The sequence below is a fragment of the Salinivibrio sp. PR932 genome (assembly GCF_001996125.1).
GTDB classification, from domain to species: Bacteria; Pseudomonadota; Gammaproteobacteria; order Enterobacterales; family Vibrionaceae; genus Salinivibrio; species Salinivibrio proteolyticus.
Genome location: NZ_MUFM01000002.1, coordinates 1 through 26752, shown reverse-complemented (window position 1 = coordinate 26752; position 26752 = coordinate 1). Strand labels below are relative to the sequence as shown.

General features: G+C 51.5%; 30 protein-coding genes and 1 other RNA gene. 12 read left to right on the top strand and 19 right to left on the bottom strand.

Annotation, left to right across the window (positions count from 1 at the left end; translation table 11 throughout):
* Positions 1–8 precede the first annotated feature (8 nt).
* From era to rpoE, 8 genes are all read right to left on the bottom strand, one after another.
* On the bottom strand, positions 9–914 hold the full coding sequence (era, locus tag BZG84_RS00995; RefSeq protein ID WP_069591303.1) for a GTPase Era: 906 nt from the start codon (positions 912–914) through the stop codon (positions 9–11).
* Positions 911–1585 (bottom strand): ribonuclease III, encoded by a 675-nt coding sequence (gene rnc, locus BZG84_RS00990; RefSeq protein ID WP_069591301.1) that lies wholly within the window; start codon positions 1583–1585, stop codon positions 911–913. The genes era and rnc overlap by 4 nt, the downstream gene beginning before the upstream one ends.
* A 12-nt stretch (positions 1586–1597) precedes the next feature.
* A complete protein-coding gene (gene lepB, locus BZG84_RS00985) occupies positions 1598–2497 on the bottom strand; it encodes a signal peptidase I (RefSeq protein WP_069591299.1) in 900 nt (299 codons plus the stop codon).
* A gap of 14 nt (positions 2498–2511) precedes the next feature.
* On the bottom strand, positions 2512–4308 hold the full coding sequence (lepA, locus tag BZG84_RS00980; protein ID WP_077479925.1) for a translation elongation factor 4: 1797 nt from the start codon (positions 4306–4308) through the stop codon (positions 2512–2514).
* Positions 4309–4386: 78 nt separating this feature from the next.
* Positions 4387–4884: a SoxR reducing system RseC family protein gene (locus BZG84_RS00975; RefSeq protein ID WP_077479924.1), complete on the bottom strand. Its 498-nt coding sequence runs from the start codon at positions 4882–4884 to the stop codon at positions 4387–4389.
* On the bottom strand, positions 4881–5858 hold the full coding sequence (gene rseB, locus BZG84_RS00970; protein WP_077479923.1) for a sigma-E factor regulatory protein RseB: 978 nt from the start codon (positions 5856–5858) through the stop codon (positions 4881–4883). The genes BZG84_RS00975 and rseB overlap by 4 nt, the downstream gene beginning before the upstream one ends.
* Positions 5855–6490, bottom strand: a complete 636-nt coding sequence (locus tag BZG84_RS00965; protein WP_077479922.1) for an RseA family anti-sigma factor — start codon at positions 6488–6490, stop codon at positions 5855–5857. Before BZG84_RS00965 ends, rseB begins: the two co-directional genes overlap by 4 nt.
* A gap of 32 nt (positions 6491–6522) precedes the next feature.
* Entirely contained in the window at positions 6523–7104 is a 582-nt protein-coding gene (gene rpoE, locus BZG84_RS00960) for an RNA polymerase sigma factor RpoE (protein ID WP_069591286.1), read from the bottom strand.
* A gap of 334 nt (positions 7105–7438) precedes the next feature.
* Here rpoE and nadB point away from each other — a divergent pair, with 334 nt between their 5' ends.
* The gene (gene nadB / locus BZG84_RS00955; RefSeq protein ID WP_077479921.1) at positions 7439–9055 is read left to right on the top strand and encodes an L-aspartate oxidase; all 1617 of its coding nucleotides are present in this window, start codon (positions 7439–7441) and stop codon (positions 9053–9055) included.
* An 86-nt stretch (positions 9056–9141) separates the two neighbouring features.
* Here nadB and BZG84_RS00950 read toward each other — a convergent pair whose 3' ends face one another.
* From BZG84_RS00950 to BZG84_RS00945, 3 genes are all read right to left on the bottom strand, one after another.
* Entirely contained in the window at positions 9142–10971 is a 1830-nt protein-coding gene (locus tag BZG84_RS00950; protein ID WP_077479920.1) for a methyl-accepting chemotaxis protein, read from the bottom strand.
* Positions 10972–11085: 114 nt separating this feature from the next.
* Positions 11086–11496, bottom strand: a complete 411-nt coding sequence (locus tag BZG84_RS16280) for a hypothetical protein (protein WP_131825062.1) — start codon at positions 11494–11496, stop codon at positions 11086–11088.
* Positions 11465–11728 (bottom strand): FAD assembly factor SdhE, encoded by a 264-nt coding sequence (locus BZG84_RS00945; protein WP_069589792.1) that lies wholly within the window; start codon positions 11726–11728, stop codon positions 11465–11467. Before BZG84_RS00945 ends, BZG84_RS16280 begins: the two co-directional genes overlap by 32 nt.
* A gap of 227 nt (positions 11729–11955) precedes the next feature.
* Here BZG84_RS00945 and ygfZ point away from each other — a divergent pair, with 227 nt between their 5' ends.
* The 5 genes from ygfZ to BZG84_RS00920 all read left to right on the top strand — a co-directional run bounded on the left by ygfZ (position 11956) and on the right by BZG84_RS00920 (position 15403).
* Positions 11956–12939, top strand: a complete 984-nt coding sequence (gene ygfZ, locus BZG84_RS00940) for a tRNA-modifying protein YgfZ (protein ID WP_077677930.1) — start codon at positions 11956–11958, stop codon at positions 12937–12939.
* Positions 12940–12963: 24 nt separating this feature from the next.
* Entirely contained in the window at positions 12964–13443 is a 480-nt protein-coding gene (locus BZG84_RS00935; RefSeq protein ID WP_077677929.1) for an aminoacyl-tRNA deacylase, read from the top strand.
* A gap of 15 nt (positions 13444–13458) precedes the next feature.
* Complete coding sequence (locus BZG84_RS00930) at positions 13459–14421, top strand: LysR family transcriptional regulator (protein WP_077479917.1); 963 nt, start codon at positions 13459–13461, stop codon at positions 14419–14421.
* A 3-nt stretch (positions 14422–14424) separates the two neighbouring features.
* A complete protein-coding gene (locus BZG84_RS00925; RefSeq protein ID WP_077479916.1) occupies positions 14425–14961 on the top strand; it encodes a GNAT family N-acetyltransferase in 537 nt (178 codons plus the stop codon).
* 193 nt (positions 14962–15154) lie between these two features.
* On the top strand, positions 15155–15403 hold the full coding sequence (locus BZG84_RS00920; RefSeq protein WP_077479915.1) for a DUF1107 domain-containing protein: 249 nt from the start codon (positions 15155–15157) through the stop codon (positions 15401–15403).
* Between the two features lie 77 nt (positions 15404–15480).
* Here the strand turns inward: BZG84_RS00920 and gcvH are convergent, their stop codons facing one another.
* The 4 genes from gcvH to BZG84_RS00900 form a co-directional block, all read right to left on the bottom strand.
* A complete protein-coding gene (gcvH, locus tag BZG84_RS00915) occupies positions 15481–15882 on the bottom strand; it encodes a glycine cleavage system protein GcvH (RefSeq protein ID WP_069589757.1) in 402 nt (133 codons plus the stop codon).
* Positions 15883–16002: 120 nt separating this feature from the next.
* Positions 16003–17235 carry an FAD-dependent 2-octaprenylphenol hydroxylase gene (locus BZG84_RS00910; protein ID WP_077479914.1) on the bottom strand — a complete coding sequence of 411 codons (1233 nt, stop codon included), beginning with the start codon at positions 17233–17235 and terminating at the stop codon, positions 16003–16005.
* The gene (gene ubiH / locus BZG84_RS00905) at positions 17232–18422 is read right to left on the bottom strand and encodes a 2-octaprenyl-6-methoxyphenyl hydroxylase (RefSeq protein ID WP_077479913.1); all 1191 of its coding nucleotides are present in this window, start codon (positions 18420–18422) and stop codon (positions 17232–17234) included. The genes BZG84_RS00910 and ubiH overlap by 4 nt, the downstream gene beginning before the upstream one ends.
* A 63-nt stretch (positions 18423–18485) precedes the next feature.
* Positions 18486–19061 (bottom strand): UPF0149 family protein, encoded by a 576-nt coding sequence (locus BZG84_RS00900; protein ID WP_077479912.1) that lies wholly within the window; start codon positions 19059–19061, stop codon positions 18486–18488.
* Between the two features lie 419 nt (positions 19062–19480).
* Between BZG84_RS00900 and zapA the strand changes: the two genes are divergently transcribed.
* The 5 genes from zapA (at position 19481) to serA (ending at position 22900) form a co-directional block, all read left to right on the top strand.
* Positions 19481–19786: a cell division protein ZapA gene (zapA, locus tag BZG84_RS00895; RefSeq protein ID WP_069589763.1), complete on the top strand. Its 306-nt coding sequence runs from the start codon at positions 19481–19483 to the stop codon at positions 19784–19786.
* A gap of 4 nt (positions 19787–19790) precedes the next feature.
* Positions 19791–19973, top strand: a non-coding RNA gene (gene ssrS, locus BZG84_RS00890) — 6S RNA.
* A gap of 29 nt (positions 19974–20002) precedes the next feature.
* Positions 20003–20605, top strand: coding sequence for a 5-formyltetrahydrofolate cyclo-ligase (locus BZG84_RS00885; protein ID WP_077479991.1), 603 nt, complete (start codon positions 20003–20005; stop codon positions 20603–20605).
* A gap of 54 nt (positions 20606–20659) precedes the next feature.
* Positions 20660–21319 carry a ribose-5-phosphate isomerase RpiA gene (rpiA, locus tag BZG84_RS00880; protein ID WP_077479992.1) on the top strand — a complete coding sequence of 220 codons (660 nt, stop codon included), beginning with the start codon at positions 20660–20662 and terminating at the stop codon, positions 21317–21319.
* Positions 21320–21670: 351 nt separating this feature from the next.
* The gene (gene serA / locus BZG84_RS00875) at positions 21671–22900 is read left to right on the top strand and encodes a phosphoglycerate dehydrogenase (protein ID WP_069589766.1); all 1230 of its coding nucleotides are present in this window, start codon (positions 21671–21673) and stop codon (positions 22898–22900) included.
* A gap of 92 nt (positions 22901–22992) precedes the next feature.
* Here the strand turns inward: serA and yaaA are convergent, their stop codons facing one another.
* Together yaaA and BZG84_RS00865 are read right to left on the bottom strand one after the other, a co-directional pair.
* Positions 22993–23766 carry a peroxide stress protein YaaA gene (gene yaaA / locus BZG84_RS00870; protein ID WP_077479993.1) on the bottom strand — a complete coding sequence of 258 codons (774 nt, stop codon included), beginning with the start codon at positions 23764–23766 and terminating at the stop codon, positions 22993–22995.
* A gap of 72 nt (positions 23767–23838) precedes the next feature.
* Positions 23839–25263 (bottom strand): alanine/glycine:cation symporter family protein, encoded by a 1425-nt coding sequence (locus tag BZG84_RS00865; RefSeq protein WP_077675012.1) that lies wholly within the window; start codon positions 25261–25263, stop codon positions 23839–23841.
* 237 nt (positions 25264–25500) lie between these two features.
* Here BZG84_RS00865 and BZG84_RS00860 point away from each other — a divergent pair, with 237 nt between their 5' ends.
* Positions 25501–25680 carry a DUF3545 family protein gene (locus tag BZG84_RS00860; protein ID WP_069589769.1) on the top strand — a complete coding sequence of 60 codons (180 nt, stop codon included), beginning with the start codon at positions 25501–25503 and terminating at the stop codon, positions 25678–25680.
* Positions 25681–25782: 102 nt separating this feature from the next.
* On the opposite strand, the gene ung is transcribed toward BZG84_RS00860, so the two are convergent.
* Positions 25783–26466 carry a uracil-DNA glycosylase gene (ung, locus tag BZG84_RS00855; RefSeq protein WP_069589773.1) on the bottom strand — a complete coding sequence of 228 codons (684 nt, stop codon included), beginning with the start codon at positions 26464–26466 and terminating at the stop codon, positions 25783–25785.
* Positions 26467–26519: 53 nt separating this feature from the next.
* Complete coding sequence (locus BZG84_RS16530) at positions 26520–26645, bottom strand: hypothetical protein (protein ID WP_268794307.1); 126 nt, start codon at positions 26643–26645, stop codon at positions 26520–26522.
* Positions 26646–26752 lie beyond the last annotated feature (107 nt).

Below are 26752 nucleotides of genomic sequence, written 5' to 3'. Positions count from 1 at the left end.
TGGGTAACTTAGAGATCGTCAATGTAGCCCAAGCTGCGCAGTGCACGTTCGTCATCTGCCCAGCCGGATTTTACTTTAACCCAAAGCTCGAGGTAGACCTTGCGCTCAAATAGATCTTCCATATCGAGTCGGGCCTCACGGCCGATGCGTTTGATTTTCTCGCCGCCTTTACCAATCACCATTTTCTTTTGTCCATGGCGCTCGACCAAAATCAGGCCATTGATATGAAAACCATCCGTCTCTGGATTGTAATCAAAGCGCTCGATTTCGACGGTCACCGAGTAAGGCAACTCTTCACCCGTGAAACGCATTAGCTTTTCACGAATGATTTCTGACGCCATAAAGCGTTGCGAGCGATCTGTCACATACTCTTCCGGGAAGTAGTACTCACACTCAGGCAACGCATCGCGAACACGCTGCTCGACCACATCGATATTGGTACCGTGTTTCGCGGACACAGGGATCACATCAACAAACTCCATCTTTTCCGACAAGGTTTGTAGGTGCGGGAAGAGTTCGGTCTTTTCACGCACATTATCCACTTTGTTAACCAAGAGTACGGTTGGCAACCCGGAACGCGCCAGCTTGTTCAGAACCATTTCGTCATCTTTGGTCCAGTGGGTGCCATCCACCAAGAAAAGAACGAGCTCAACATCGGTCAACGAGCTGTTTGCCGCTCGGTTCATCAGGCGGTTGATCGCACGCTTTTCTTCAATATGCAGTCCCGGTGTATCTACATAGACGGCTTGATAGTTATCACGGGTATCTACGCCCATGATGCGGTGGCGCGTGGTTTGCGGTTTGCGTGACGTAATCGAGAGCTTTTGCCCAACGAGACGGTTGAGCAAGGTCGATTTGCCGACGTTTGGACGCCCGACAATGGCGATAAATCCGCAGTGCTGTGCTTGTGTCATTGTGCCAACTTCTGTAATGCTAACTCTGCAGCCGCTTGCTCTGCCTTGCGACGACTGCTGCCTTTACCTATCACAGAACGCTCCAGTCCTGCCACTTGACACTCCACCGTAAACTCTTGGTTGTGTGCCTCGCCACGTACTTTCATTACCGTGTAAGACGGTAACGGTTTACGCTTGCCTTGTAGGTGCTCTTGCAAGCGGGTTTTGGGGTCTTTTTGGCTGACGCCTGGCTCAATGGTATTTAAGCGTTGTTGATACCAGTTGAGGATAATGCGCTGCACCGTATCAATATCACTATCCAAAAAGATAGCACCAATCAGCGCTTCTACCGCATCCGCCAAAATTGAGTCTCGGCGGTAGCCGCCACTTTTAAGTTCTCCTGGGCCAAGGCGCAGTACTTCGCCCAGTGAAAACTCACGGCCAATCTCAGCCAAAGTATTGCCGCGCACCAAGGTTGCGCGCATACGACTCATATCCCCCTCATCCACTTTGGGAAAACGGTGGTAGAGATCGTCAGCAATCACAAAGCTGAGAATTGAATCACCCAGAAACTCCAAACGCTCATTGTGGGTGCCATTGGCGCTTCTGTGTGTCAGTGCAAGCTCAAGTAATGCCGCGTTATTGAATTGGTAGCCAATCTCACGCTGCAGTTTATCTGTTAGTGTTGTCATCATGTTCCAGAATTAATTAATACCACCAATACGGTTAAAGCGAACGCCTGTCGGCACCCAAGATGGTAGCCAGCTATCACTGTCACGCTCGAACTCAAAGCTTATCCAGATCGCCACCGCTTTGCCGACTAAGTTGCGTTCAGGGACAAATCCCCAGAAACGGCTGTCAGCACTGTTATCTCGGTTATCCCCCATCATGAAGTAATGGCCTTCCGGCACCACCCAGCGGTTGACGCCCGGACGAGGCTGATAGGCAGCCACGCGGTCATTGCGGGATGGATTCACGAGGATCTGGTGTGCTTGCGCGCCCAAGGTTTCTTGCGCCTGAATCAAGTTCACACCGCCTTGGGAAAACTCGCTCGGCTCAATATTATCAATGGGCACAGGCTCGCATTGTGATTGCCCTTTGGGCTGGATACACAGTCGTTTTTCTTTGGTATAGACAATGGTATCGCCCGGCAATCCGATCGTTCGCTTGATGTAATCGATATTCGGTTGTGGTGGATACTTAAAGACCACGATATCACCACGTTCCGGTTTGCCGGTCTCAACCAGCTCGGTATGAAACGCGGGATCGCGCAGCCCATAGGCAAACTTTTCCACCAAAATAAAATCGCCAACCAGCAAGGTTGGCATCATGGATCCTGATGGAATTTGAAAAGGCTCATAAATAAAGGATCGCAAGACCAATACCACGGCAATGACCGGGAAAATCGATACCGCGTTCTCAATCCAACTGGGCTGAGGCGCCACCTTGGCAACTTGTTCGCTATCGACATCACTGTCAGACACGTTTAGGGTTTTCGCGGCCGCTTGGCGGCGTTGCGGCGCCCAACGGTACTTGTCTAACACCCAAATTATGCCGGTGACCACAGTCACCAGCACCAGTATCAAAGAAAATGTATTGGCCATACTTTAATCCGTTATTATTTGTCTTTGCCCACATGCAAAATGGCCAAAAAGGCTTCTTGCGGCAGTTCGACGTTACCGATCTGCTTCATGCGCTTCTTACCTTCTTTTTGTTTTTGCAGTAGTTTTTTCTTACGACTCACGTCACCGCCATAACATTTAGCTGTAACGTTTTTACGTAATTGCTTCACGGTTGAGCGTGCAATGATGTGGTTACCAATCGCCGCCTGAATCGCAATATCAAATTGCTGACGTGGGATGAACTCTTTCATCTTCTCAACCAAATCACGGCCTCGAGGCTGGGCATTATCACGGTGAGTAATAATCGCCAAGGCATCAACACGGTCGCCGTTAAGAAGAATATCTACCCGCACCATGTCTGATACTTCATAGCGCTGGAAGTTGTAATCCAAAGAGGCGTAACCGCGGGACGTCGATTTAATCCGGTCGAAGAAGTCCAAGACCACTTCAGCCATTGGGATATCGTAGGTAAGCGCCACTTGGTTGCCGTGATACACCATATCTACTTGCATGCCGCGCTTCTCCACACATAAGGAGATGACGTTACCGACAAACTCACTTGGCACCAAGATGTTACAACGGGCAATCGGCTCACCGATGGTGTCGATATCGTTGATAGGCGGCAACTTCGCGGGGCTATCCACGTACACCACTTCTCCGTCGTTTTGTGTCACTTCGTACACAACCGTCGGGGCGGTGGTAATCAGGTCGAGGTTGTATTCACGCTCAAGACGCTCTTGGATGATTTCCATATGGAGCATACCAAGGAAACCACAGCGGAAACCAAAGCCCAGTGCGGCTGAACTTTCTGGCTCATAAAACAGTGAGGCGTCGTTTAAGCTCAGTTTACCTAGCGCATCGCGGAAGTTTTCATAATCATCCGAGGAGATAGGGAACAAACCGGCATACACCTGTGGCTTGACCTTTTGGAAACCTTCAATGCGCTTTTCACAGCCATTTTTTGCATGGGTAATGGTGTCACCCACTGGCGCGCCAAGAATGTCTTTAATGCCACAGATCACCCAGCCCACTTCACCCGTTTTCAGCCCTTGGAGCTCTTTGCGTTTCGGCGTGAAAATGCCGATGCTGTCAATGTTCCACTCTTGGCCGGTGCTCATGATTTTGACTTTATCGCCTTTTTTGAGCTCACCTTCACGGATACGCACCAATGACACCACCCCTAGGTAGTTATCAAACCAAGAGTCAATGATCAGGGCTTGCGTGGGAGCATTCGGATCGCCTTCTGGTGACGGAATAAGACGTACAATATCTTCCAGTACATCATCCACGCCCACGCCGGTTTTCGCCGAACAGCGTGTAGCATCAATGGCTTCAATACCCACGATGTCTTCAATTTCTTGCGCGACGCGATCAGGGTCGGCAGCCGGGAGGTCGATTTTGTTAAGAACAGGCACGACTTCCAAGTCCATTTCAATCGCGGTGTAGCAGTTTGCTAGGGTCTGAGCTTCCACGCCCTGTCCAGCATCTACCACCAGCAAAGCACCTTCACACGCTTTCAGTGAGCGTGACACCTCATAAGAGAAGTCGACGTGTCCTGGCGTATCGATGAAGTTAAGCTGATACTCATTGCCGTCTTTGGCTTTATAGTTCAGTGTCACACTCTGTGCTTTGATGGTGATACCGCGCTCGCGCTCTAAGTCCATAGAGTCGAGGACCTGAGAAGCCATTTCCCGGTCAGTAAGGCCCCCACATACTTGAATGAGTCGATCGGAAAGGGTCGACTTACCGTGGTCAATGTGGGCGATGATCGAAAAGTTACGAATATGCTTCATGTGTTAGTGTGACTTACTCGTTATCTATAAGAATGGGATCCTAGGATCAGGTGGGGCGGATTCTACCGAAAATAGTGGCTAGTCGCTATCCTGACGTGCTGCATTTATCACCGCGAGCTCGGAAACTGGCTCTCCCATCACGCGTAATAACTGGGGCTGCTGTTGCTCAGGTGTTCCTACCCGTGCCGCCAAATAGCGTGCAATCAGCACACCGAGTGTGCCAAAACCGACACTGGTGGCAATCACGCCAGCCTCGCCGCCACTGGCAAGCTCGGCAAACACAAACTGACCAAGCAGTGCGCCTACCATCAACATCACCAGCGGCACCAGATAGACAATTAACGCGGAACGCACCAAGGTGGCTTCCGCGAGACCAATTTCAACCAAGGTCCCGACCGGTAATGCTTTGGGGGCACGCACTTTGACATGATTGACCTTACCGGGCAACGCTTTAGACACGATACCGGTGCCACACTGACTTTGTGATTGGCAACTGCCACAGCTGGTTTGTTGCTGACACGCCAGTGCCAGCCAGCCATCTTGATATCCAGTCACTTCCGCGAGCGCTTTAATCATTGTTCAACCTGTTGCGATGCTTTTTCTCCATTATCGGTTATACGCACCGAATTAGCGACACGTTTAGCGGTTTCGGGCGGAATATCACCCACCACGGTAATCTCTGCGTTTCCGCTAATCACACTGTGCAACGTCCGGCGCCCCTGACGGACAATTTGCTCGCGCACCGAGACATCGTCCGCTTTGGCCAAATAAACCGAAAAACTGAACAGGCCGTCGCTAAACATTTGGCTTTCAACCGCACGCTTGGTCATCATCAAACGATGGCGATTGCTGTACACAGGCTCAAAACCATCCGGTAATTGGGTGACTTGCCAATCTAATGATGAGCGGCTGGTAGTGGGCAGTTTGAGTACGGGGGGCAGCGTGAGTTCTGCCAGTTGCTGCATCGCTTCGCTAATGCGCGGCGTGACCACGAGCGACAATGCGCGATATTGCTCCAGCGGATCACCATCTCGGTCCAATAAATCCGCGCGGACCGGAAGCTTGCTCTCTTCATCAATCCACAACAGATACGAGTAACGCTCACCATCTTTTGGGGTAATTCGCACCACTTGGCAAGCCATACCCGCTTCACGAGATTCTCCCATTGAGACAAAGTCATACTGACGTGCAAGGACATCAATATCGGTTTGAATCAAGGTGGGAAGTGGCGCAACGATATGATCGCTGGCAATGGTAAAGGGGTCATACCCCGGCTCAAAGTAGCTCACTTCATCGCCGCGACGGATCACTTCGCGCGGCGGTCCACTGAGGTACATTAAGTGCCCGAATGCATGCTCACCCACGCGCGCATGACGAAAGCGCATCGGCTCTAAACTATTTTTGCCGACCATGATGTAGGACACTTCATAGTCTAATGTGTCGCTTGCGACGTCCATTTGATGTAACAAAGCCTCGGCAGAAGGTTCGGCCGAGGCTTGCGCAGACATCAAACCGACCAGCGCAAGCGCACCGATCAGAGTTTTTTTCATTGATTTGTACTGCTCATCGACGGTGCCAGTGTCTGATTCTCAGACAGCCTATCTTTATTCAAACGAAGCTGCAATTCGTAGTCTTTCAACATCGCATTAATCCGGCGACGTTGCTCCATCAACTGCGCTTCAGTGGGCGTTGAGCGAAAATCGTCTCGGCTCAGGCTCACCGGTTCTGCAGCACCCGAAAACGGAATGGTCTCTAGTACCGGTGGTTGCGTGGCGGTACTCGCTACCGGCGATGTGCTCTCCGGCTGGTTATACTGCTGCACACCGACAATCACGGCCAATGACACACAGGCGGCCATCCCCACTTGCGTGACTTGTTGAAGCCAGTTGGGCAAGTGACGACGGGCTTTTTCCGGCGTCGGCTGCGCTTCATGCATAGGTACAACATCACTGTCGTAATGATGAACAGGGGTATGCGCTGGCTCTTTGTCTAACGCAGACGCCACCGCCCCAGCAATGTCCCACTGTGCGGCACTTGGGGTTTCGCCTCGCATTACGTCACGGAGGGTCCCGAAACTTTCCCATGTTTGCAGCGCGTCATTATCGTGCTCGAGTTGGTGGATCACTGCGTTATCCACGACCTCACCATCTAACAACGCTGAAATTTGTTCTCTATCCGTCATTCATGTCACCGTCATGCAGCCAGCAAAACACGTTACCGTTTCATCAGTGGTCGGATGCGCTTTTCCACCGCTTCTCGAGCGCGGAAAATACGAGACCGTACCGTACCGACTGGACAATCCATTACCTGTGCAATTTCTTCGTAGCTGAGTCCATCGAGCTCACGCAACGTAATTGCGGTTTTTAAGTCATCAGGCAGTGATTCGATCGTCGAAAAAACTACCTGCTTCAGTTCCTCTGACAACATCAAGTTCTCAGGGTTCGAAATTTCTTTTAGTGAGCCGCCGCTTTCAAAATTCTCTGCATCTTCTGCGTCTATATCACTGCCGGGTGGACGGCGCCCTTGCGCCACCAAATGGTTCTTTGCTGTGTTCACCGCAATGCGATACAGCCAAGTATAAAACGCACTCTCACCACGAAACCCCGGCAAGGCACGATAGGCTTTAATGAACGCCTCTTGTGCGATGTCCGGAATATCGCCACTGTGTGTTCCCACGTAGCGGGCAATAAGGTTGCACACCTTATTTTGATATTTGACGACTAACAGGTTGAATGCTTGCTTGTCACCATTCTGTACACGTTCTATTAGAACCTGATCGGTTAGCTGCTCGCTCATTCGAGCGTTTACTCCTTGGTTGTTCTTTCCGCCCGATTATCGAAATTCTGTGCCCGACGTTGTCAGAACGCGGTTAAACCCTCTTGCGAGCATTCGCACATACTACGACGAAGTGGCTGGGGAAAAGTTCCTCACCATGTTGGTTTTATTTTGGGTGTCATCACATTACTGTGACGGGCTGGCTAAATTATGACAACCTAGCCCGCCTATATTGTCGCCCGAAGGATAGCATGGTTGCAAACTTTCCCCCTCCGTTCACTGTGATTTGATCCAAGTGCGCGCAGGCGTGACAAATTGGTGTAACATGGGCCGCGTAGAAAGAGGACCAGGGATCATGACGACCACAACTCAGGAACATCAATGTGATGTGCTGGTTATCGGCAGCGGTGCCGCCGGCCTATCATTGGCGCTACGTTTGGCGCCCACACATAAAGTGATTGTACTTAGCAAAGGCCCATTAAGCGAAGGAGCCACCTTGTACGCGCAAGGTGGTATTGCCGCGGTTTTTGATGAGCAGGACTCTGTCGAGTCACACGTTGAAGACACACAAATTGCAGGCGCTGGCATTTGTGATACGCAAGTTGTCGACTTTATCGCTCGAAATGCGAAAGATTGCGTACAATGGCTGATCGATGGCGGCGTGCCTTTCGACCAAGAAGATACTGAGAGTGACACGCCGAAATATCACCTCACCCGCGAAGGTGGGCATAGTCACCGCCGTATTCTTCATGCTGCGGATGCCACCGGCATGGCCGTGCAAACCTCACTGCAAGACAATGTACGCAACCACCCCAATATTACCTTGCTCGAACGCCATAATGCGCTCGACATTATTACGCGTAAAAAAATCGGCCTTGGTGGTCCCAATCATGTGTTAGGTGCCTATGTCTGGAACCGCGATCGAGAAGTGGTCGACACGGTACGGACCAATTTTGTAGTGCTGGCGACTGGTGGTGCATCCAAGGTGTATCAGTATACCTCGAACCCAGATGTGTCATCTGGTGATGGCATCGCTATGGCTTGGCGTGCGGGGTGTCGGGTCGCTAATTTGGAATTTAATCAATTCCACCCAACCTGTTTGTATCATCCTGATGCCCGTAACTTTTTGCTTACCGAAGCATTACGTGGTGAAGGCGCCCATCTAAAACGCCCAGATGGGACACGATTCATGTCAGAGTTTGATGAGCGTGGCGAGCTAGCCCCACGTGATGTGGTGGCCCGTGCCATTGACTATGAGATGAAGCGCCTCGGGGCTGATTGCATGTACTTAGATATCAGTCATAAAGATCCTGACTTTATCACCAAGCATTTCCCGACCATTTACGAGAAGCTGCAGACCTATGGGTTTGATCTCACCAAGGACGCGATTCCGATTGTACCAGCCGCTCACTATACCTGTGGCGGTGTGATTGTTGACCAAAACGGCAATACCGACTTGCCGGGCCTCTATGCAATCGGCGAAGTGAGCTATACCGGCTTGCACGGCGCCAACCGGATGGCGTCTAATTCGCTTCTGGAGTGTGTGGTCTACGCGTGGTCTGCCGCTGAACATATCAAAGCGCACCAAGACCATGTTGAGCCGCTTGCTCCGCTCCCTGCTTGGGATGAGAGCCAAGTAATATGCTCCGATGAAGAAGTGGTTATCCAGCACAACTGGCACGAGCTGCGTTTGTTCATGTGGGATTATATGGGGATTGTTCGCTCCACCAAGCGTCTGGAGCGCGCACTGCGTCGTATTGAACTGCTCAAGCAAGAAACTCACGAGTATTACGCCAATTTCCGCGTGTCGAATAACTTGCTAGAGCTGCGTAACTTGTTGCAAGTGGCGGAACTGATGGTGCGATGTGCAATGCAGCGTAAAGAAAGCCGAGGGCTGCACTACACCATTGATTACCCAGAGCAGTTACCGGACTCTGGACCAACCATTTTGGTGCCGGATCAACCTTGCTAACCATGTGACGGTAATAATAAAGGCCAGCAAACGCTGGCCTTTTCTCATTTAACGAAACAGCACTCAATCTACACCGCATTGCTTACTCAGCTTTTAAACTGGCTCACCGCGCGCTCTAGGTTCGCCGCCTCTTCCGCCACCTGATGGGCTGCATCACGGTTTTGCTGGGCGCGATCGGTACTGGTTTGGGCAATATCCTGGATGGTATGCACGTTTTGGTTCACTTCTTTGGCAACCGAACTTTGCTCTTCAATGGCGGTCGCGATCTGGGTGCTCATGTCCATGATATGTTGCATATCAGCCATGATTTGCGCCAATTCTTGGGAAGCCGCCTCCACTTTAGATACAGACGTTTGCCCATCTTCGCGGCTTTGCTCCATGCGCTCCGCAACCGACTGAGTTTGGTCCTGCAACGAGCCAATAATACCGGCGATTTCATCGGTCGATTCTCGCGTACGGGTCGCCAGCTGACGTACCTCATCGGCAACCACCGCAAAACCACGTCCTTGTTCACCGGCTCGAGCCGCTTCAATTGCCGCGTTCAGGGCCAGCAAGTTCGTTTGCTCGGAAATATCTTTGATGACATCAAGCACCGACCCAATGGTCTCGGACAGTTTACTCAGCTCCAACACTTCGTTGCTGGTATTGCTGAGCGTTTCTGACAAAGTCATGATCATGGTGCGGGTATCATCCACCACTTGCTGACCATTTTGCGCGCGACCCAAACTGGTACGTGCATTGTCAGCCGCTTGGTCGGTATTGCTGGCAATATCACGAATGGTGCTTTCCATCTCGTTCATCGCAGTTGCAGCGTGGGTGGTTTCATCTAACTGGGTGGTTAGCGCAGAGCTAGTTTGATGACTACGCGACTCGACTTGCTCGGCACTTTGATGCAGCGCTTGCACCGCAGAACGCACATCCGTCACCATGGTTTGGATGCCAGCCAGCATCTGATTGACATCTTTGGCCATCGCCGCAATTTCATCGCGACCTGCCTCATCGGCCCGCAACGTCAAATCTTTTTGCTGCGTGATCTGGCTCATTTTCTCACTAAAGCTATAAATGCGGCGCTGAATCCCTCGATTCATCCACAAAGAAACCACCGTCATCACCAGCGCCAAGAGAATAACAATCGACGCAGTCAGAACCATGGTTTCTCTCTGTGCCTTGGTAATGGCGCTTTGGTAAGACTCACTCAAGGTTTCAAACATCTCTTCAACTTGGTGGGTCTTGCCACGGATATTGCCCAACAGGCCTTGGTCATGCGCCAATCCCAGTTGCTCTTTTTGCCTTACTACCGCCTTTACCGTCGTGTGGTGCGCTTGGAATACCGCTAATAGATCGCCTTTTAGGTAACCTGACAGTTCTTTCAATTGCCGTTGATATTGCTCGATGTGGCTCATATTGCTGCTATTAACGAACAGCTTCGCTTCCGCCACCAATAGGCGCGCGCTGCTTTCCAGCACAATATCGTTTTGGGTCGCCGCAACCAGCTTCTCGCTAGCTTGTTGCATATCACCACGCAAACCTTGTCCGGCCTCTAGGCCAAGACGCTGGTAACCTGCGCCAAGGTCACGAAATCCCTGCGCGTAGCCTTGCATCGCTGTCGATACTTGACCAATGATTTGCGTATCGAGGCCAAGCGCTTGACTGTCCGTGCGCAGTTCACCGAGCAGGCTATTGAAGGCGTCAACATTGTTATCAAACCGGGAGAGATATTTAGGGTCCATGCGGGCAAGAAAGTCTTTTTCATTACGTCGCAAATTAAGCAGAATCACTTCAAGATCGGACACTGTGGTTAACTGACGGTGCATGTTGCCAAGCTTGCTTTCCGCTTTCCATGCCACACCCGCCACGGCCAACAGGGCTACCACCGACATCGCGGTTAGCAGCAATAGTTTTTGCTTTATATTCATAGTCACCCTACAACCAAACTCAGAGTTTCAATAGCCCTACACATTGTGTGCACCTTTTACTATCGGCCAAGCTGGGTAAAAGTAAAGCGGCGCAAACACCTCGTCACAAAAATGTCACAAACTATCCCTAACGGCCGTACAGCAGTGACGATAAATCAGACGAAAGTGATAGTCCGGCATCCCGCCTCGCCACAAAAAGATCCGCGACTCCCCTTGTGCATTCTCGAGGACAACCAACCAAGGCGTCGCCCAGACACAGGACATTTTCCCTTTCGGTTGGGTATTCAGCTGAACATAAAAATGGCGATCAATGGATAAGGTGCCTTGGCTAGCCAGTAACTGGTGGTAGAACCTTCGACCATCGCGGATCACGTAAATAATCGCAAGGGCTCGGGCACTCAAAGGAAGGGTAAGGTGAAAAGTGATCAGCCATGCCGCTATCACGCCGAACAGGATCAGGCTAATAGCGACATAGCGAGGACAGCGGAGCTGACTATGTACGAAGCTTGCTTCGGTTATGGGCAACAATCTTGTCAACGATAGATTTCATCTTAGGATCGTCAGGTTTACCATGCCCCATCAGCCACGCAAACAAGTCAGGGTCGTCACTTTCTAAAAATGCGATGAAGTCTTGCTTGTCACTGTCACTCAAGGTGTCATAGCAAGCTTCAAAGAAAGGCATAATGATTACATCAAGCTCCAACATGCCACGGCGGCATGCCCAACGGATCCGTGGTTTATCGTCGGTATTTACCATGTTTACCTCAATCACTGATGTCAGTGGATGCATAGTATCAGCGCCAACGGAGGGCGACTACTTTTCCTCTCAACTCGGCGATGAAGATGAGAGCTATCCCCTGATGTTTATCAATTCAACGTCGCTTGCCATCAATACCCTTACAATACAAAGGCTGACAAGCTGACAACGCACGATTAGTATACGTGTCATACTCTGTGTTTTTCTCAACTGCGAGCGTGATTTCTATGAGCGAATGGTATCAAACAGTCGCCTTTACCCCAGCCGAGCGCAATGCAAATAGCCCACTGCCTGATTTGGCCTTGGTCGCATTGGATAACTGGTCATTGACGCAAGTAAGCGGCGACGACACTCAAAGCTATCTGCAAGGACAATTGACCTGCGATCTGAGCCAACTCGAAAAAAATCAATCGACCCTCGCGGCTCATTGCGATCCCAAAGGCAAAGTCTGGTCGGTATTACGGCTTTTCCACCACGGCGACGGTCTGGCCATGGTGCAGCCAATGTCGATTGCACAAACGCAACTCACTGAGATAAAAAAATACGCCATCTTCTCGAAAATCGACTTTCAGCCTAGTGAAGATGTATTGCTCGGTGTCGTTGGCCAACAGGCGGAACAAGTGATCGCAGAACATTTCGGCGCTCAAGGTGCCGTGCGCCATAGTGAACACGGCACGGCGGTGATGCTCGAGCCAACCCGCTGGTTGCTTGCCATCAGTCCTGCTGCGGCGGACCAACTGGTTGCAGCCTATCAGGAAAGTGCCCTATTGGCTGACCACACGCTATGGGAGCAATGCGACGTCGATGCTGCCTTGCCGCGCATTGAAGATGCCACCAAAAGCGAGTTTATTCCGCAATCCCTCAATCTGCAGGTACTGAATGCGATCAGCTTTACCAAAGGCTGTTATACCGGTCAGGAAACGGTCGCACGCGCGAAATACCGTGGCATCAATAAACGCGCCATGTATAAATTGATAGGACAAGCCGATCAGGCCCCTAAGCCGGGTGATAAAGTAGAACGAGCGGTAGGAGACAATTGGCGAGCAGGCGGCACCGTCATTGCTGGCGCTGCCTACTCAGACGGTCGTGCAACCGCCTTAGTGGTTTTACCCAATAACTTGGACGACGACACTGCCTTTCGATTCGCGGATGCGCCCGACGCCATTTGGCAGCGCGTCGCACTCCCGTATTCACTCGAGGAGGAAAAATAACCCTTGGTCGCTTCTTCTGCCTCTATGCCACTGCACACAGCCGTCACTGCCACGCTTGATATGGCAGGGGTGACCTATGAGGTTTTATGGCAATCGCAAGCTACCCAATCCATCACTGACACAGCGGCAGCGCGCGGGATCTTACCGGCGCGTATGCTAAAAACGCTGCTTTTACGTGATATGGGTAACCAGTACGCATTAGCCTGTGTGCCCGGTGATCGTCAGGTCGACCCACGGCGCGTGCGCGAGCAGTTAGCATGTCGGCGAATGACACTGGCCGACGCAGACAAGGTGCGAGCAATGACAGGTTATACGCTTGGCACGGTCGCGCCCTTAGGTTTACCTCGGCCACTGCCAATTGTGTTTGAAGAGCGTATTTTCGACCACGATAGTGTCACGATCAGCAGTGGCGATCCGCATGCTGGGCTGTGGGTGAAAGTGACCGACCTAGTGGCACTTTGCCAACCTCTGCGCGCCGCCATTTGTCGCGACGATACCCCCTAGGAGTCAAGGCTAAGGATGGCGCAAAAACAGTGGCGTAAATACGACCTCAACCTACTCGTAACCTTTATCACCTTAATGGAAACGCGCAGCGTCACCCGGGCGGCTGAGCGTTTGGCCTTAGGGCAATCGGCCATGAGCCATAGCCTGTCGCGTTTGCGTGTGATGCTCGATGACCCCTTATTTGAGCGCCGCGGCCATCAAATGGTCCCCACTGCCCGCGCGATAGATATCGCACCTAAGATTCAGGCATTACTCGATACGCTCTCCAGCGAGGTGTTGGTGCCACCTCACTTTGAGCCGCAACACTACGATGGACAGGTGCGCATCGGGCTCACGGATTATGCTGAGCTGATTTTTGCCCCCGCCTTATTTGATAGCTTTACGACTCATCTGCCTCACGCACAATTAAGCCTTCGCCCTGTCGACAAAAAAAGCTGTCAACAGGCGCTTGAGGATGATGAGGTCGATGTCGTGATTGGCGTGCTTCCTGAGGGGATGGAAAACATAGCCAGTCAGCACTTGTATCACGAACAGCACGTCTGTCTGTTTGACCCCAAAAGCACAGGGCTGCACGCCCCCATTAGTTTGGCCGATTTTGTCGCAACCCCACACGCGCTGGTTTCCACCCAAGGTCAGTTAACCAGCCCTATCGACCAAACCCTGACCAAGTTAGGCTATCAACGCCATGTGGTGATGGGATCGCAGCGATTTCTCACCGTGAGACAATTGCTAAAACAGCGCCAATTACTTTGCACTGTTCCGGAACTGATGGCACGTATCGATAATTTCGACGATACCGACACCCTTGCTCTGAGCGCACCTCCCATTGATGTGCCAGGGTTTGACATCCATCTGGCATGGCGACAGCAAATCAGTGCCCACCCACGAACCCAGTGGCTCATTGCCCATATCACCGAGACCGTTTTAACCCGAGTCGATGCCCTAAAAGCCGACCCAACCTGCGATGGAAAGGAGTAAGCGATGCAGTTTTTACCTTTAACCGATGTGAACATCAATGACGTTGCTGAACTGGTCCGCGAGACATTTACTCACAGCGAAGGGTCGGATGAGGGGGACCTGATTGGCCAACTGATTCATCAGCTGCACGACACCACACCAGAGGGTGAATGGATTGGGTTTGTCGCGGTCGATAACTCAGTGCTGGCTGGGGCAGTCTTTTTTTCTCGGTTAAGCTATCCAACCATGCCCGAGGCGGCACTGCTTTCACCGATGGCGGTCCACCCAAGCTATCAAAAACAGGGGCTTGGGCAGTCTTTGATCCAGTATGGCCTTAACGCACTAAAAGAGCAGGGCTATCAGTTGGTGATGACCTATGGCGACCCAGCGTTTTATGGCCGCGTGGGATTCACGCCAATTTCTCCAGAGACCATTCAACCACCGCATCATTTGAGCTATCCACATGGGTGGCTGGGGCAATCATTAACCGATGCATCATTAACGGCACTGAGAGGAAAACCCAGTTGCGTCCCCGCATTTAACTGCGCTGATTTGTGGTAAAGATCCCAAACTGAGGATGTACGATAACGCTGTCATCTCCTCGCCACAAACCCTTTGCACAATCTGCGCCGTTGTATGTCGATATTTCCCGACATCACAACTATGGTTACCACGTTAAATATGGTTACCACCTCAGAGCCACCATGCAAAGTGGACAGGGCTCAAGGTTTATTCAACTATCCAAGAAGGGTTTATGCGCGTTTTTAATCGCTATGTACCAAGGTTGGTCGCAAAACATGTGGCGCGACTTTTTTCAGGTCGACTTTATATTGCCGGACGAGGACGCTTTGATTTTGAAAACGGTTGGCTAAAAGCCCCTCAAGACGCCACCATCACGCACTACCAAACCGTCAAAGAAGTTAATGCAGTGATACGTGAGGCCTATCAGCAAGCCATACATGATGAGCCTCAGCCTCACGCGGTCAATACACACCGCCACTGATTCACATCCAGGGCGAGCTTAAACCAACAGGCCCCGCCAAAAGGCAGGGCCTGACGATGACGCAAAGACAGCCAACCTTATTCGTCGTCGTCTTCTTCCCCTAGGGTTTCTTCGTAGCTTTGCGCATCCAAGAGATCATCAATTTCAGACTCATCGGTAGCGCGAATTTGGAATAACCAGCCATCACCATAAGGGTCGCTATTCACCAATTCCGGTGAACCATCCAGCTCTTCATTTACCGCAACCACTTCCCCAGAAATAGGCGCATAAATATCAGAGGCGGCTTTGACAGACTCTGCCACGGCACAATCGTCTCCGGCATCAAAACTGTCGCCCTCGTCGGGCAAATCAATAAATACCATATCCCCTAACAGGGCTTGCGCATGATCCGAGATACCAATGGTAAACAAGCCATCGCCTTCTGGGCGCACCCACTCATGCGTTGAAGTAAATTTTAATTCTGATGGGATATCACTCATAGTTTTGTTCCTTGTTGCACCCAGTGACACATCGTCGTTTCAACAGACTTCGTGGTTCACTAATACTTGGTTGATTAACTACACAACAACTAGCACACAGATATCGATTCGCCAATAATCTCAGCTAGACGATTCAGAAAATGTTGCACAGGCGAGCTTGGGTAGCTCGCCACTTAGCCCTAGCGCCCGTTTAATAAATGGCAGTTTAGCGCCCGGCAAATGATTCACAGCCTGCATGCCGACACCACGGATCAATTTTTTGATCGGATGAGCGCCGTCAAACAAACTTCTAAAGCCTTGCATGGCGGCGATCATTTGCGCCGCTTCTGCTTTTCGCCAGCGTTCATAATTGCGCAGTGACGCATGCAGGCCAATGTCTTTTTCTTGTTCAGCAAGGTGTATCAGTGTTTCAGCAAGCGCTGCAGCATCCAGCAAACCTAAATTCACCCCTTGGCCGGCCAGTGGGTGAATAGTGTGCGCCGCATCCCCCACCAAGGCCACACGGTCAGCGGCAAATTGCTGTGCATAACGCATGGTTAATGGATAACTGGCACGTGGTCCCACAGCTTCGCAAAGCCCCAGAGTCACATCAAATTGTGCCGTTAAAGCCTGATTAAATGCCGCGTCGTCCATATCCATATAGTGCTGCGCCAAGCACGGTGACACCGACCATACAATCGAGCAAAGGTGCGGATCACTAAGCGGTAAAAAAGCCAGTGGACCATCCGGCGTGAAGATTTGCCGTGCAACGCCCTGATGGGCAACCTCAGTGCGAACCGTCGCAACAACCGCGTGATGCCCGTAATCGCGTTGCACCAAAGGTAAACTGGCTTGGCCTCGCACCCAAGAGCGCGCGCCATCCGCCCCCACCACCAATTTAGCGGTCACACCACCACCAGAGGCAAGCTGTAGCCAGGTTTCTCTCTCACCCATCATCATCGATTGACACTGCTCAGGCATCAGCAACGTCACATTACTTTGCTGTTTGATTTTATCGAGGAGCGCCAACTGAATGACACGGTTTTCAACAATATGGCCCAGATCACGCTGGCCCAGACTTTGTGCATCAAACGCGATCTCGGCAAAACTGTCTTGCTCCCAAACGTGCATGGCTTGATAACTTGCCATGCGGCGAGATTCAATGCCCGACCAAGCCCCCACGCCGCGCAATATGCGTTCACTGGCGCGGCTTAGGGCTGACACACGGTTATCCGGGATGGTATCCAAGCTGGGCTCAGGGGTTTTCCCTTCAATAACCACCACACGTAAAGCGCTGTGTTCCAACGCTGCCGCCAAGGTGAGCCCCACCATGCCGCCGCCAATGATGGCAATATCTGCATTGATCATCTTCATGTGCGCGCTACCCATCCTATGGTGCGTTGAATAAGAGGTTGTTTAAGACTCGGTAGAGCTGACATCAACCCCAGTCCGAGATTACGAGTGGCTGATAACACCGCATTTTGGTTAGAGAACAGGTGCACTAACCCGGATGTGGTGGCGATGGTGGCCTCTCGGTCCGCTTCTCTATGTTGCGCGTAGCGGGTTAAGACTGGCATTGCGCCCAGATCCTCGCCGCGTGCTGACGCTGCCGTCAGAACCTCGGCTAGCGTGATCACATCCCGTAGACCAAGATTAAACCCTTGCCCCGCGATAGGATGGAGGCTTTGTGCCGCATTGCCGACCACCGCCACACGGTGGCTGACCGGACTCACCACTTGATTAAGCACCAACGGATAGGCATGCCGAGTGCCAACATGAAGAAGTTTACCCAAGCGCCATCCAAAGGCCGTCTGCAAACCGTCCAAGAAGGTCGCCTCGTCACACGTGAGCCAATGGTCGACTTCATCCGGTGACACACACCAGACCACCGAGCACCGTCCCTGCGACATCGGCAGTAACGCCACCGGCCCTGTGCGAGTAAAGCGTTCAAATGCCACCCCTTGATGCGGCAACGCGGTGCTCACGTTGGCAATGATCGCCACCTGATGGAAGTCGTGCTGCTGACGCGCGATCTTCAGCTGTTGACAGCATGGCGAGCGTCCGCCATCGGCAGCCACCAGCAATTTTGCCTGCAAGGTCTCTCCTTGCTTGAGCTTAACAGTTACCGACGCTTGCTCACGATCGATATGTTCGACGTAATCGGGACAATAAAGATCAATGGCGCTGCGATGACTGAGCTGCTGATGAAAGACACGGCCAGCATCCGCAAGCTCAATCACTTGCCCCAAATAAGGAACACCTTGAGCGTTCGCATCAATCTGTGTCTGCCCCGCATGGCCGCGGTCCGAGACATGGATATGCTGAATCGGGGTGCCAAATGGGGCTAACGCCGACCATAAACCCAGCGATTCCAGTGCAGCACAGCTTCCCTGTGCCAAGGCAATACTGCGTGCATCATACCCGGGGTGATTGGCATGATCGGGCAACATCGCCTCAACCACGGCAATACGCAGCTGACCACCACTTAATGTATCCAGCGCGAGTGCGGCCGTGGCACCGGCCATCGCCCCACCGGCAATGATAATATCGTAGGCTTTCATCCCACCTGTCCCTAATCCCATACTGTATGGGGTCATCGCATGTCAGCGATGTTGATTCATTGATTAATGGAGTGTCTTTGGGGTCTCATCCGCATCCGGACGCGCACCCAATTCAGCATGCACCACCATGCAGCACACGCGAACATGCCCGCAAACTTGCTCAAGCAGCTCCGCTTGTTCTTGCATATCACCGTCTTCGTCAATGCCAAGCTGGGCAATAGCTTTAAGGTCGCTCAGCGCCTCGGTGACGTCATTGGAGAGTTGACGGCCTTGTTTACCGATCAGCCCCACCCCTGCTAAAAACGCATTGATCCATTCGACAAGGGCTTCTGCTCGAGCGACTACGCCAACCTGCTCGTCGTCAGGGACATAGATATCGAGATCTAAGTCGTCCCCGGTCAATTGTGTTTTTAGCTGGTGATAGCTTTGCATGGCGAGGGTTTTGGCCTCAGTCGGCCATCCCATACCTTGGTTGGTATAGTCGTAAAGCATGGTGAGCCAGCCCCCATCTTCCAGCGCCATACCTCCACTTAACATACCGGCGATTAAGCCATGCATTTCGGCGGGTGTGACGGCAAGGCTATCTGCCGATAAAGTCGTCGCGGCTTGCGCATAAAGAGGTAAACGGGTATCAGTCACAATCTTGCCCTTGGTCGTGCATGTTATAAAACCCACAGTCTACCATTTCACACCGCGTGGCTGAATCGCTCCCGTATCAAAAGCACGCAAACACGCTTTGATACCTTTCCCGATACGAAGGCACGGATAAAATCGTTTCATCGTGGCTGGCAGTGTAAATCGACGCGCTGCACGACGGGCATGACAAAGATCAATTCATACTCGGCTTAGCAACTGGCCATCATAAACTGCGGCTTAGCTCTCATCTGCCAACCTGTCAGAGCATTCATCGCCTGCTTCCATGTCTAAATTGACAGCAGATACACAGCTTAGGTATTTCAAAGTGGTGTATCGCTAAAAATAATTGCTAGAATAGCGGACATTGTTACTGTGTCGTTGGCCCAAGAAGAAGAGGCCGCACGAGGAGCCAGCCAACCATTATGAGCACACAACCGGTTGAAATTAAGATCCTTGATCGCTTTGTTCGGGTCAATTGTCCACCAGGACAAGAACAAGCGCTCAAAGAAGCAGCAAGTGAGTTCGATCAACGGTTGCAACAACTGGCTGAGCGCACTAAAGTAACCAACACAGAGCAGTTAATTGCCATTGCTGCTTTAAATGTTTGCCACGAGCTGAATGAAGCCAAGCAATCATTGGTCGACGTCCAAGATCAGGTTAAGCAACGGAGCGCCCTGATGGCGTCAAAGTTGGACACAGCAATGGCCACGCAAGGACCGCGTAAGTAACCCGAATTCCCTGGGGTGTTTGTCAGCGGATCTACGTCCCTGAGCCGATAAGCAAACCTAAGGGTGTGTTGTTACAAGCTACTGAGCAAGCTCGGCACGTACCGAGAAGCCTACGGTTTGTACTGCCCGCCCGCCTTGAACCAGCGGGTTCAAGGGCCTTCGATCCCGACGGCATCCCGGGGCCCTCTTCCAGACAGGCTAGCATCAAGGACAGTTATGCAGCCCAGACAGCAAATACGTCAACAAGTCCGACACGCCCGCCGGCAACTGAGCGCTGAACAGCAAGAGCGCGCCGCCCACGCGGTCATGACACGCTTTATGGCCTTGCCGTCTGTGATCGCCTCTCAGCATATTGCCTTATATTTATCGTTTGATGGTGAGCTTGATACCGCGCCGTTGATTAATGCCTGCTGGCAGGCCGGAAAGTCTGTCTATCTCCCTGTTGTCCATCCATTCAGTCAGGGCCACTTACTGTTTTTACATTACACCCCGACCACCCCGATGCAGTCGAACCGCTACGGGATCGCCGAGCCCAAGCTGGATATTCGCTATCTCTTACCCACCCATCAATTGGAGGTGATTGCCACACCCTTGGTTGCCTTTGACGACTGCGGTCAACGGCTGGGCATGGGCGGTGGCTACTATGATCGTACCTTGGCGCTCTGTGCACACCCAAGTGCTACGGCGGTCGGCCTTGCTCATGACTGTCAGCACTGGGGCCAATTGCCCACCGAGCAGTGGGACATGCCCCTTCCCCACGTATTAACGCCCAGTCACCATTGGCACTGGTCAGCGACGAATTCGCGACCTCTATCCTGACGGCGTCGATACGCTTCGCTATAATCGCCGCCAAAACCCCCATTAGGAGTGATCATGAACCAAGACGATAAAAAAAGAGCAGCGGGCGAAGCGGCGGTGGAATATGTCAAACCCGGCAGCATTGTTGGCGTAGGGACAGGCTCGACCGTCAACTACTTCATCGATGCCCTTGAACCGATTAAATCGCAAATTAAAGGCGCTGTTTCTAGTTCAGAAGCATCCACCGAGCGTTTGAAAGCACTAGGCATTGAGGTGTTTGATGCGAACGACGTCGCAAGTCTTGATGTATACGTGGATGGCGCGGATGAAATCAACGCGCGCAAGCACATGATTAAAGGCGGAGGCGCGGCCCTCACCCGTGAAAAGATTGTCGCGGCGATCGCAGACAAATTCATCTGCATTATCGATGACACCAAACACGTTGATGTTCTCGGCGAGTTTCCGCTTCCTGTGGAAGTGATCCCGATGGCACGCTCTTATGTGGCTCGCGAGTTGGTCAAACTCGGGGGCGATCCTTGCTATCGTCAAGGAGTGGTGACCGATAACGGCAACGTGATCTTGGATGTGCACAATATGAAAATCCAAGATCCAAAAGCGCTCGAAGATACCATTAACAGCATCGCGGGTGTGGTAACCGTAGGCCTATTCGCCAACCGTGGTGCCGACGTCGTCTTAACTGGCACTGAAAACGGCGTGCAAAAAATTGCAGACTAAACGCATAACCCATCATGCATAGTCGGTGAGAGGCTCATTCTCGCCCGCAAAAGCCAAACGTTTGCGTTTGGTGTAATCAATAAGTTAAAAGCGCCTTTTTTAAGGTGCTTTTTTTATGGTCTAGAACGGATAATTCTTACCCCTTCGCAAAATTTTTGTTATCTTGGTCACTGTTCTGATACCGGCACATCGCGCGCCCTCCTGCGGCTTCGCGAATGAGATCAGCCTAATGACAGCGCCTCTAGCCGCTTTTTCTTAGCAGACGCGTTAAGGGCACAGGGTCACGATGCGCCCCGGCACTCAGGCGCAACATTGCTACCACTATTGTTTCTAAGGAAGAGAACAGCCCGCATGTCACACTATTCACTGGACAAGAATAAGATCAAAATTCTGCTCCTCGAAGGCGTCCACCCCACAGCGTTAGAGGCCTTCAAGCAAGCTGGTTATACCAATATTGAGTATCACAAAGGCTCCCTCACCGGTGAGGCGCTGGAAGAAGCGATTCAAGATGCTCACTTTGTCGGCTTGCGTTCACGCACCCAGCTGACTGAATCGGTTTTCGCAAAGGCGAAAAAATTGGTCGCGGTCGGCTGTTTTTGTATCGGCACTAACCAAGTTGATCTCGACGCTGCCGCTCAACGTGGTATCCCAGTTTTTAATGCCCCCTTCTCAAATACCCGCAGCGTCGCCGAATTAGTGCTCGGGGAGATCCTGCTGCTGCTACGCGGCATTCCGGAAAAGAATGCAAAGGCGCATCGTGGCGAATGGCAGAAATCCGCCGAACGCTCGTTTGAAGCACGCGGAAAAGTATTGGGGATTATCGGCTATGGCCACATTGGGACGCAGCTGAGTATTTTGGCAGAGAACCTTGGCATGAACGTTTGTTATTACGATATTGATAACAAGCTGTCACTCGGAAATGCCGTACAAGTCAACTCGCTGACCGAATTATTAAACCGCAGTGATGTAATTTCATTGCACGTCCCGGAAACCGAAAGCACCCAAAACATGATTGGCAGTGAAGAATTCGCCCGTATGAAGCCCGGCGCTATCTTTATTAATGCCTCACGCGGTACAGTAGTGGACATTGATGCCCTATGTGGCGCGCTTGAGAGCAATCATTTGTCCGGAGCGGCGATTGATGTATTCCCTGTTGAGCCTAAAACCAATAATGATCCCTTCAGCTCACCGCTGCAGGCCTTTGATAATGCGCTGCTCACCCCACACATTGGTGGCTCGACACAAGAAGCGCAGGAAAACATTGGCCTTGAGGTAGCAGGCAAGTTGATCAAGTACTCTGATAACGGCTCGACACTCTCTTGTGTCAACTTCCCAGAGGTGTCACTGCCTGAGCATCAAGGGCGTTCTCGTTTACTCCACATTCACGCGAACCGTCCCGGTGTGTTGACCAAAATCAACACCACCTTTGCCGATGAAGGCATCAACATCGCCGCACAATATCTGCAAACGTCCGCAAAAATTGGTTATGTGGTGATTGATGTCGAAACCGAACAGGCTGATAAAGCACTGAAAAAGCTGAAAGCGATTGAAGGCACGATTCGCGCCCGCATTCTTCACTAACTGAAAGCGGTAAAAAAAGCCCCATTGGGGCTTTTTTTTATTTAGACACAGCTCTGTGTTGGCGGGGCTGTCGTTACTTTATTGCCAGTGCGTTACTGTTCTTCACGCAAAAAGACCAACTCATTCCCTTTGGAATGTGCCTCGCTAAAATAGTAGCCGCCAACATCAAATGTCTTGATAGCTTCAATGGATGTCGCACGCTGATCAATCAAATAGCGCGCCATCATGCCACGGGCTTTTTTGGCGTAAAAACTGATCACCTTGTATTGACCATTCTTACAGTCTTTAAAGACAGGGGTCACAATGTCGCCGTCGAGTTTTTTCTTATTTACCGCTTTGAAATACTCATTGGAGGCCAAGTTCACCAGTAATCGATCACCTTGCTCTGCCAAGGTGCGATTCAATGTCTCAGTGATGATATCGCCCCAAAACTGATACAAGTTATCACCGCGCGATGTCGCCAGCTTAGTGCCCATTTCAAGGCGATAAGGTTGCATCAAATCCAATGGCCGCAATAGGCCATACAAACCCGACAGCATTCGGAAATGCGCCTGCGCCCAATCAAAGTCCTGTTCAGACATTGAAGTGGCATCCAGACCCGTATAAACATCCCCTTTAAACGCCAGTACCGCAGGGCGTGCATTATCAGTGGTAAAGGTTGGAGACCATTCGGCAAAACGGACCGCATTCAGACTGGCAATTTTATCACTCACCTTCATTAACGCACCGATATCGGCGGGCGTTAATTGACGACATACCTCGATCAATGCTTGAGAGTGCTCAGTCAGCATGGGTTGGGTATGACGTTGCGTCGGCAATGGTGACTCATAATCCAATGTTTTCGCGGGGGAGACCACAATCAGCATCTTGCTAACCCTTATGTTATCTGTCTGTTGCCAAGACTATCATTCCAGCATAAAAAAGCCACCGCATCACGGTCACTGCTTGGGCAAAGGCCAAGCCTTTTCGTCCAATTGGCTGTGAAGCTCAGGGAAACGGCGACTATCAAACACAGGCACTCGCCCTAACGAACGTTGGGTGTGGTAATCAGCTGCCAAGCGCTTAACAATGCCAGACAGCAATAAGATCGCAATCATGTTCACCAAGGCCATCATGCCCATTGATGCATCCGCTAGCGTCCACACTAAGGGGAGCTCGGCCAGCGCGCCAAACATCACCATGCCCAATACCAATGCTCGAAAATAAGGCAGTGCCGGACGCAAGCGACCATTGATAAACAACAAATTGGTTTCTGCATACGAGTAATTGGCAATGATGGAGGTAAACGCAAAGAAGAAAATGGCCACCGCCACAAATTGCTCGCCCCAATCGCCGACCTGTGCACTCAAGGCACGCTGTGTCAGTTCGACCCCCGTGACTTCGCCGCCGGGAATATACTCCCCGGATAGCAGAATAATTGCGACGGTTGCGGTACATATCACCAGAGTATCGACAAAGACTCCCAGCATTTGTACATACCCTTGAGAAACTGGATGAGGCGGATAGGGTGTGGCGGAGGCTGCGGCATTCGGCGCCGAGCCCATGCCTGCCTCATTCGAGAAAAGGCCACGCTTAATGCCCTGAATCATTCCTTGCGCCAAGGTGTAGCCCAACGCGCCAGAGGCGGCTTCATGAAGACCAAAAGCACTTTTAACCACCAGCGATATCACGGCGGGTACTTGCTCTATATTGGTCAACATCACATAACACGCCAGCGATAAATAGAGCAGTGCCATCACAGGAACTAAGACCTCAGCCGTGCGCGCAATTTGACGTAAGCCACCGTAAATGATCAACCCACTAACCAGTGCCAGTCCTGCACCGACATAGGCAGGCGGCCAGCCAAAAGCGACTTGGGCAGCCTGTGAAATCGAATTCGCTTGAACCGAGTTAAACACCAAACCAAAGGCAAGGATCAACAGCAACGAGAATAATATCCCCATCCAGCGCATCCCTAGGCCATGCTCCATGTAGTAAGCCGGACCGCCTCGGAAGTAGCCATCCGGATCGCGGACTTTATAGACCTGTGCCAAGGTACTTTCCGCAAAGGCAGTCGCCATTCCCAGAAACGCCATCAGCCACATCCAAAAAATCGCTCCTGGTCCGCCAAGAGAGAGTGCAACCGCCACACCAGCCATATTGCCCGTCCCGACGCGTGCGGCCAGTCCAGTACACAAAGCTTGAAACGACGAAATTCCCGAACTGTCGCGGCGGCGACTATGACGCATCACAGAAAACATATGAGAGAAGTGACGGAACTGAATGCCACCGAGTTTTAGCGAAAAGAAGACGCCACCGCCGATCAGCACATAAATGAGCACCGAGCCCCATATCAGGTCGTTAATAAAGGTTAAAAGGCTCAAATGACTGTCCCTCGTCGTGTCGTGATTGCTGTCTGCGGCGCAATCTTCGCTTGTCTGACCGGTAAGATCAATTGATGGCCGCCCTTGGCTGTGCTGGTCATCACTGTTTTTAAAAATTCAGTGATGACGTTCTCATAAAAAGTTCATCAATCTGCCACAAATGAGAAATACTTCAATTTTACGGTAGGGCGAGCTGTGGTATTTAAAACCTAACCGCAAGGTGAACAAGGGGTGACTATGGATAACTTTGCCTTTAACGACATGTTCGAGCAAGACAAGCCACAACGCAGCGGACGCGCAAAACCAGTCAAACGTAAATGGAGAGAAATTGAAGCGCTGAAGGACAAACAGCGACTGAGAAAAGAATTGGAAGAAATCGATATGTATGGCGATTTCTCTCAACTGGACCTTGATTAACTCACCGATAAAAGGATGCGAAAAAGGTGCTCACTGAGCACCTTTTTTATTGGTCAGGTTTTATCTGACCAAGACGGCTTTGCCCCTCAATCACTTGGCTTTCTACGCATCATCCAGTGTGGGTTGCCAATCAATGGGCGCTTTACCTTGCTCGCGCAATAATGCGTTAGTTTGTGAGAAATGGCGGCAGCCCAAGAAGCCTCGATGCGCTGACAGTGGAGAGGGATGCGGCGCGGTTAAAACATGATGGCGCGTACGATCAATCGCTTTGCCTTTTTTCTGAGCATGCGCGCCCCAAAGCAAGAACACCACACCGTCACCATGCTGATTGACAGCCTCAATCACGCGGTCAGTAAAGGTCTCCCATCCTAGCTTGGCATGAGAGTGCGCCTTTCCTTGTTCCACAGTCAGTACCGTGTTTAACAATAACACGCCCTGCTCTGCCCAGCTTTTCAAGTAACCATGTGAAGGGATCTGAAATCCCTCGATATCCGTCGCTAGCTCTTTATAGATATTGACCAACGATGGTGGCGTTTTCACCCCGGGTAATACAGAGAAGCAGAGCCCATGGGCCTGATTGGGCCCATGGTAAGGGTCTTGGCCTAAAATCACGACTTTCACATCACCAAGTTCAGTAAAACGAAAGGCGTTGAATACATCCTCTTTGGGAGGAAAAACCGTGACACCACTGGCCCGGACCTTTTCCACATAGGCTAGCGTATCGCGAAAATACGCTTGCTCTTTCTCGTTGGCTAGCACCTGCTGCCACGTTTGCGCCTGAGTCATGGTTGCTCCTTATCATCACACTGGCGCCATTTTAACGAGACAAACAGATGAAATCAGTGTGTGGCGCGATCTTTTGTTCTTTCCGTATGGGCATGGTAATGACGCTGGCAACGCCCTTGTACCGCTCGGTTCGGGGTCGGTAAGCTCGCGTGTGAACGTGGCGATAATGTTCTAGTCATGGGTCGCTCCTTATCTGTGCGTGTGCCTAGAACATCATGAAAAATCAATGCCAAGTTTAAATAACCATATATTTCAAGCAATTAATAAAATCAAGCAATTAATAAAA

Bases quoted from the DNA above. Each gene is read 5' to 3' on its own strand.
- rpiA (WP_077479992.1), top strand. From the start codon at position 20,660: ATGAACCAAGACGATAAAAAAAGAGCAGCGGGCGAAGCGGCGGTGGAA.
- BZG84_RS00950 (WP_077479920.1), bottom strand. From the start codon at position 10,971: ATGAATATAAAGCAAAAACTATTGCTGCTAACCGCGATGTCGGTGGTA.
- rseB (WP_077479923.1), bottom strand. From the start codon at position 5,858: ATGAAAAAAACTCTGATCGGTGCGCTTGCGCTGGTCGGTTTGATGTCT.
- BZG84_RS00925 (WP_077479916.1), top strand. From the start codon at position 14,425: ATGCAGTTTTTACCTTTAACCGATGTGAACATCAATGACGTTGCTGAA.
- lepA (WP_077479925.1), bottom strand. From the start codon at position 4,308: ATGAAGCATATTCGTAACTTTTCGATCATCGCCCACATTGACCACGGT.
- ubiH (WP_077479913.1), bottom strand. From the start codon at position 18,422: ATGAAAGCCTACGATATTATCATTGCCGGTGGGGCGATGGCCGGTGCC.
- BZG84_RS00945 (WP_069589792.1), bottom strand. From the start codon at position 11,728: ATGGTAAATACCGACGATAAACCACGGATCCGTTGGGCATGCCGCCGT.
- lepB (WP_069591299.1), bottom strand. From the start codon at position 2,497: ATGGCCAATACATTTTCTTTGATACTGGTGCTGGTGACTGTGGTCACC.
- zapA (WP_069589763.1), top strand. From the start codon at position 19,481: ATGAGCACACAACCGGTTGAAATTAAGATCCTTGATCGCTTTGTTCGG.
- BZG84_RS00910 (WP_077479914.1), bottom strand. From the start codon at position 17,235: ATGAAGATGATCAATGCAGATATTGCCATCATTGGCGGCGGCATGGTG.
- BZG84_RS00885 (WP_077479991.1), top strand. From the start codon at position 20,003: ATGCAGCCCAGACAGCAAATACGTCAACAAGTCCGACACGCCCGCCGG.
- BZG84_RS00920 (WP_077479915.1), top strand. From the start codon at position 15,155: ATGCGCGTTTTTAATCGCTATGTACCAAGGTTGGTCGCAAAACATGTG.
- rpoE (WP_069591286.1), bottom strand. From the start codon at position 7,104: ATGAGCGAGCAGCTAACCGATCAGGTTCTAATAGAACGTGTACAGAAT.
- BZG84_RS00965 (WP_077479922.1), bottom strand. From the start codon at position 6,490: ATGACGGATAGAGAACAAATTTCAGCGTTGTTAGATGGTGAGGTCGTG.
- BZG84_RS00860 (WP_069589769.1), top strand. From the start codon at position 25,501: ATGGATAACTTTGCCTTTAACGACATGTTCGAGCAAGACAAGCCACAA.
- ung (WP_069589773.1), bottom strand. From the start codon at position 26,466: ATGACTCAGGCGCAAACGTGGCAGCAGGTGCTAGCCAACGAGAAAGAG.
- BZG84_RS16530 (WP_268794307.1), bottom strand. From the start codon at position 26,645: ATGACTAGAACATTATCGCCACGTTCACACGCGAGCTTACCGACCCCG.
- BZG84_RS00930 (WP_077479917.1), top strand. From the start codon at position 13,459: ATGGCGCAAAAACAGTGGCGTAAATACGACCTCAACCTACTCGTAACC.
- era (WP_069591303.1), bottom strand. From the start codon at position 914: ATGACACAAGCACAGCACTGCGGATTTATCGCCATTGTCGGGCGTCCA.
- rnc (WP_069591301.1), bottom strand. From the start codon at position 1,585: ATGACAACACTAACAGATAAACTGCAGCGTGAGATTGGCTACCAATTC.
- serA (WP_069589766.1), top strand. From the start codon at position 21,671: ATGTCACACTATTCACTGGACAAGAATAAGATCAAAATTCTGCTCCTC.
- nadB (WP_077479921.1), top strand. From the start codon at position 7,439: ATGACGACCACAACTCAGGAACATCAATGTGATGTGCTGGTTATCGGC.
- ygfZ (WP_077677930.1), top strand. From the start codon at position 11,956: ATGAGCGAATGGTATCAAACAGTCGCCTTTACCCCAGCCGAGCGCAAT.
- BZG84_RS00935 (WP_077677929.1), top strand. From the start codon at position 12,964: ATGCCACTGCACACAGCCGTCACTGCCACGCTTGATATGGCAGGGGTG.
- BZG84_RS00975 (WP_077479924.1), bottom strand. From the start codon at position 4,884: ATGATTAAAGCGCTCGCGGAAGTGACTGGATATCAAGATGGCTGGCTG.
- yaaA (WP_077479993.1), bottom strand. From the start codon at position 23,766: ATGCTGATTGTGGTCTCCCCCGCGAAAACATTGGATTATGAGTCACCA.
- gcvH (WP_069589757.1), bottom strand. From the start codon at position 15,882: ATGAGTGATATCCCATCAGAATTAAAATTTACTTCAACGCATGAGTGG.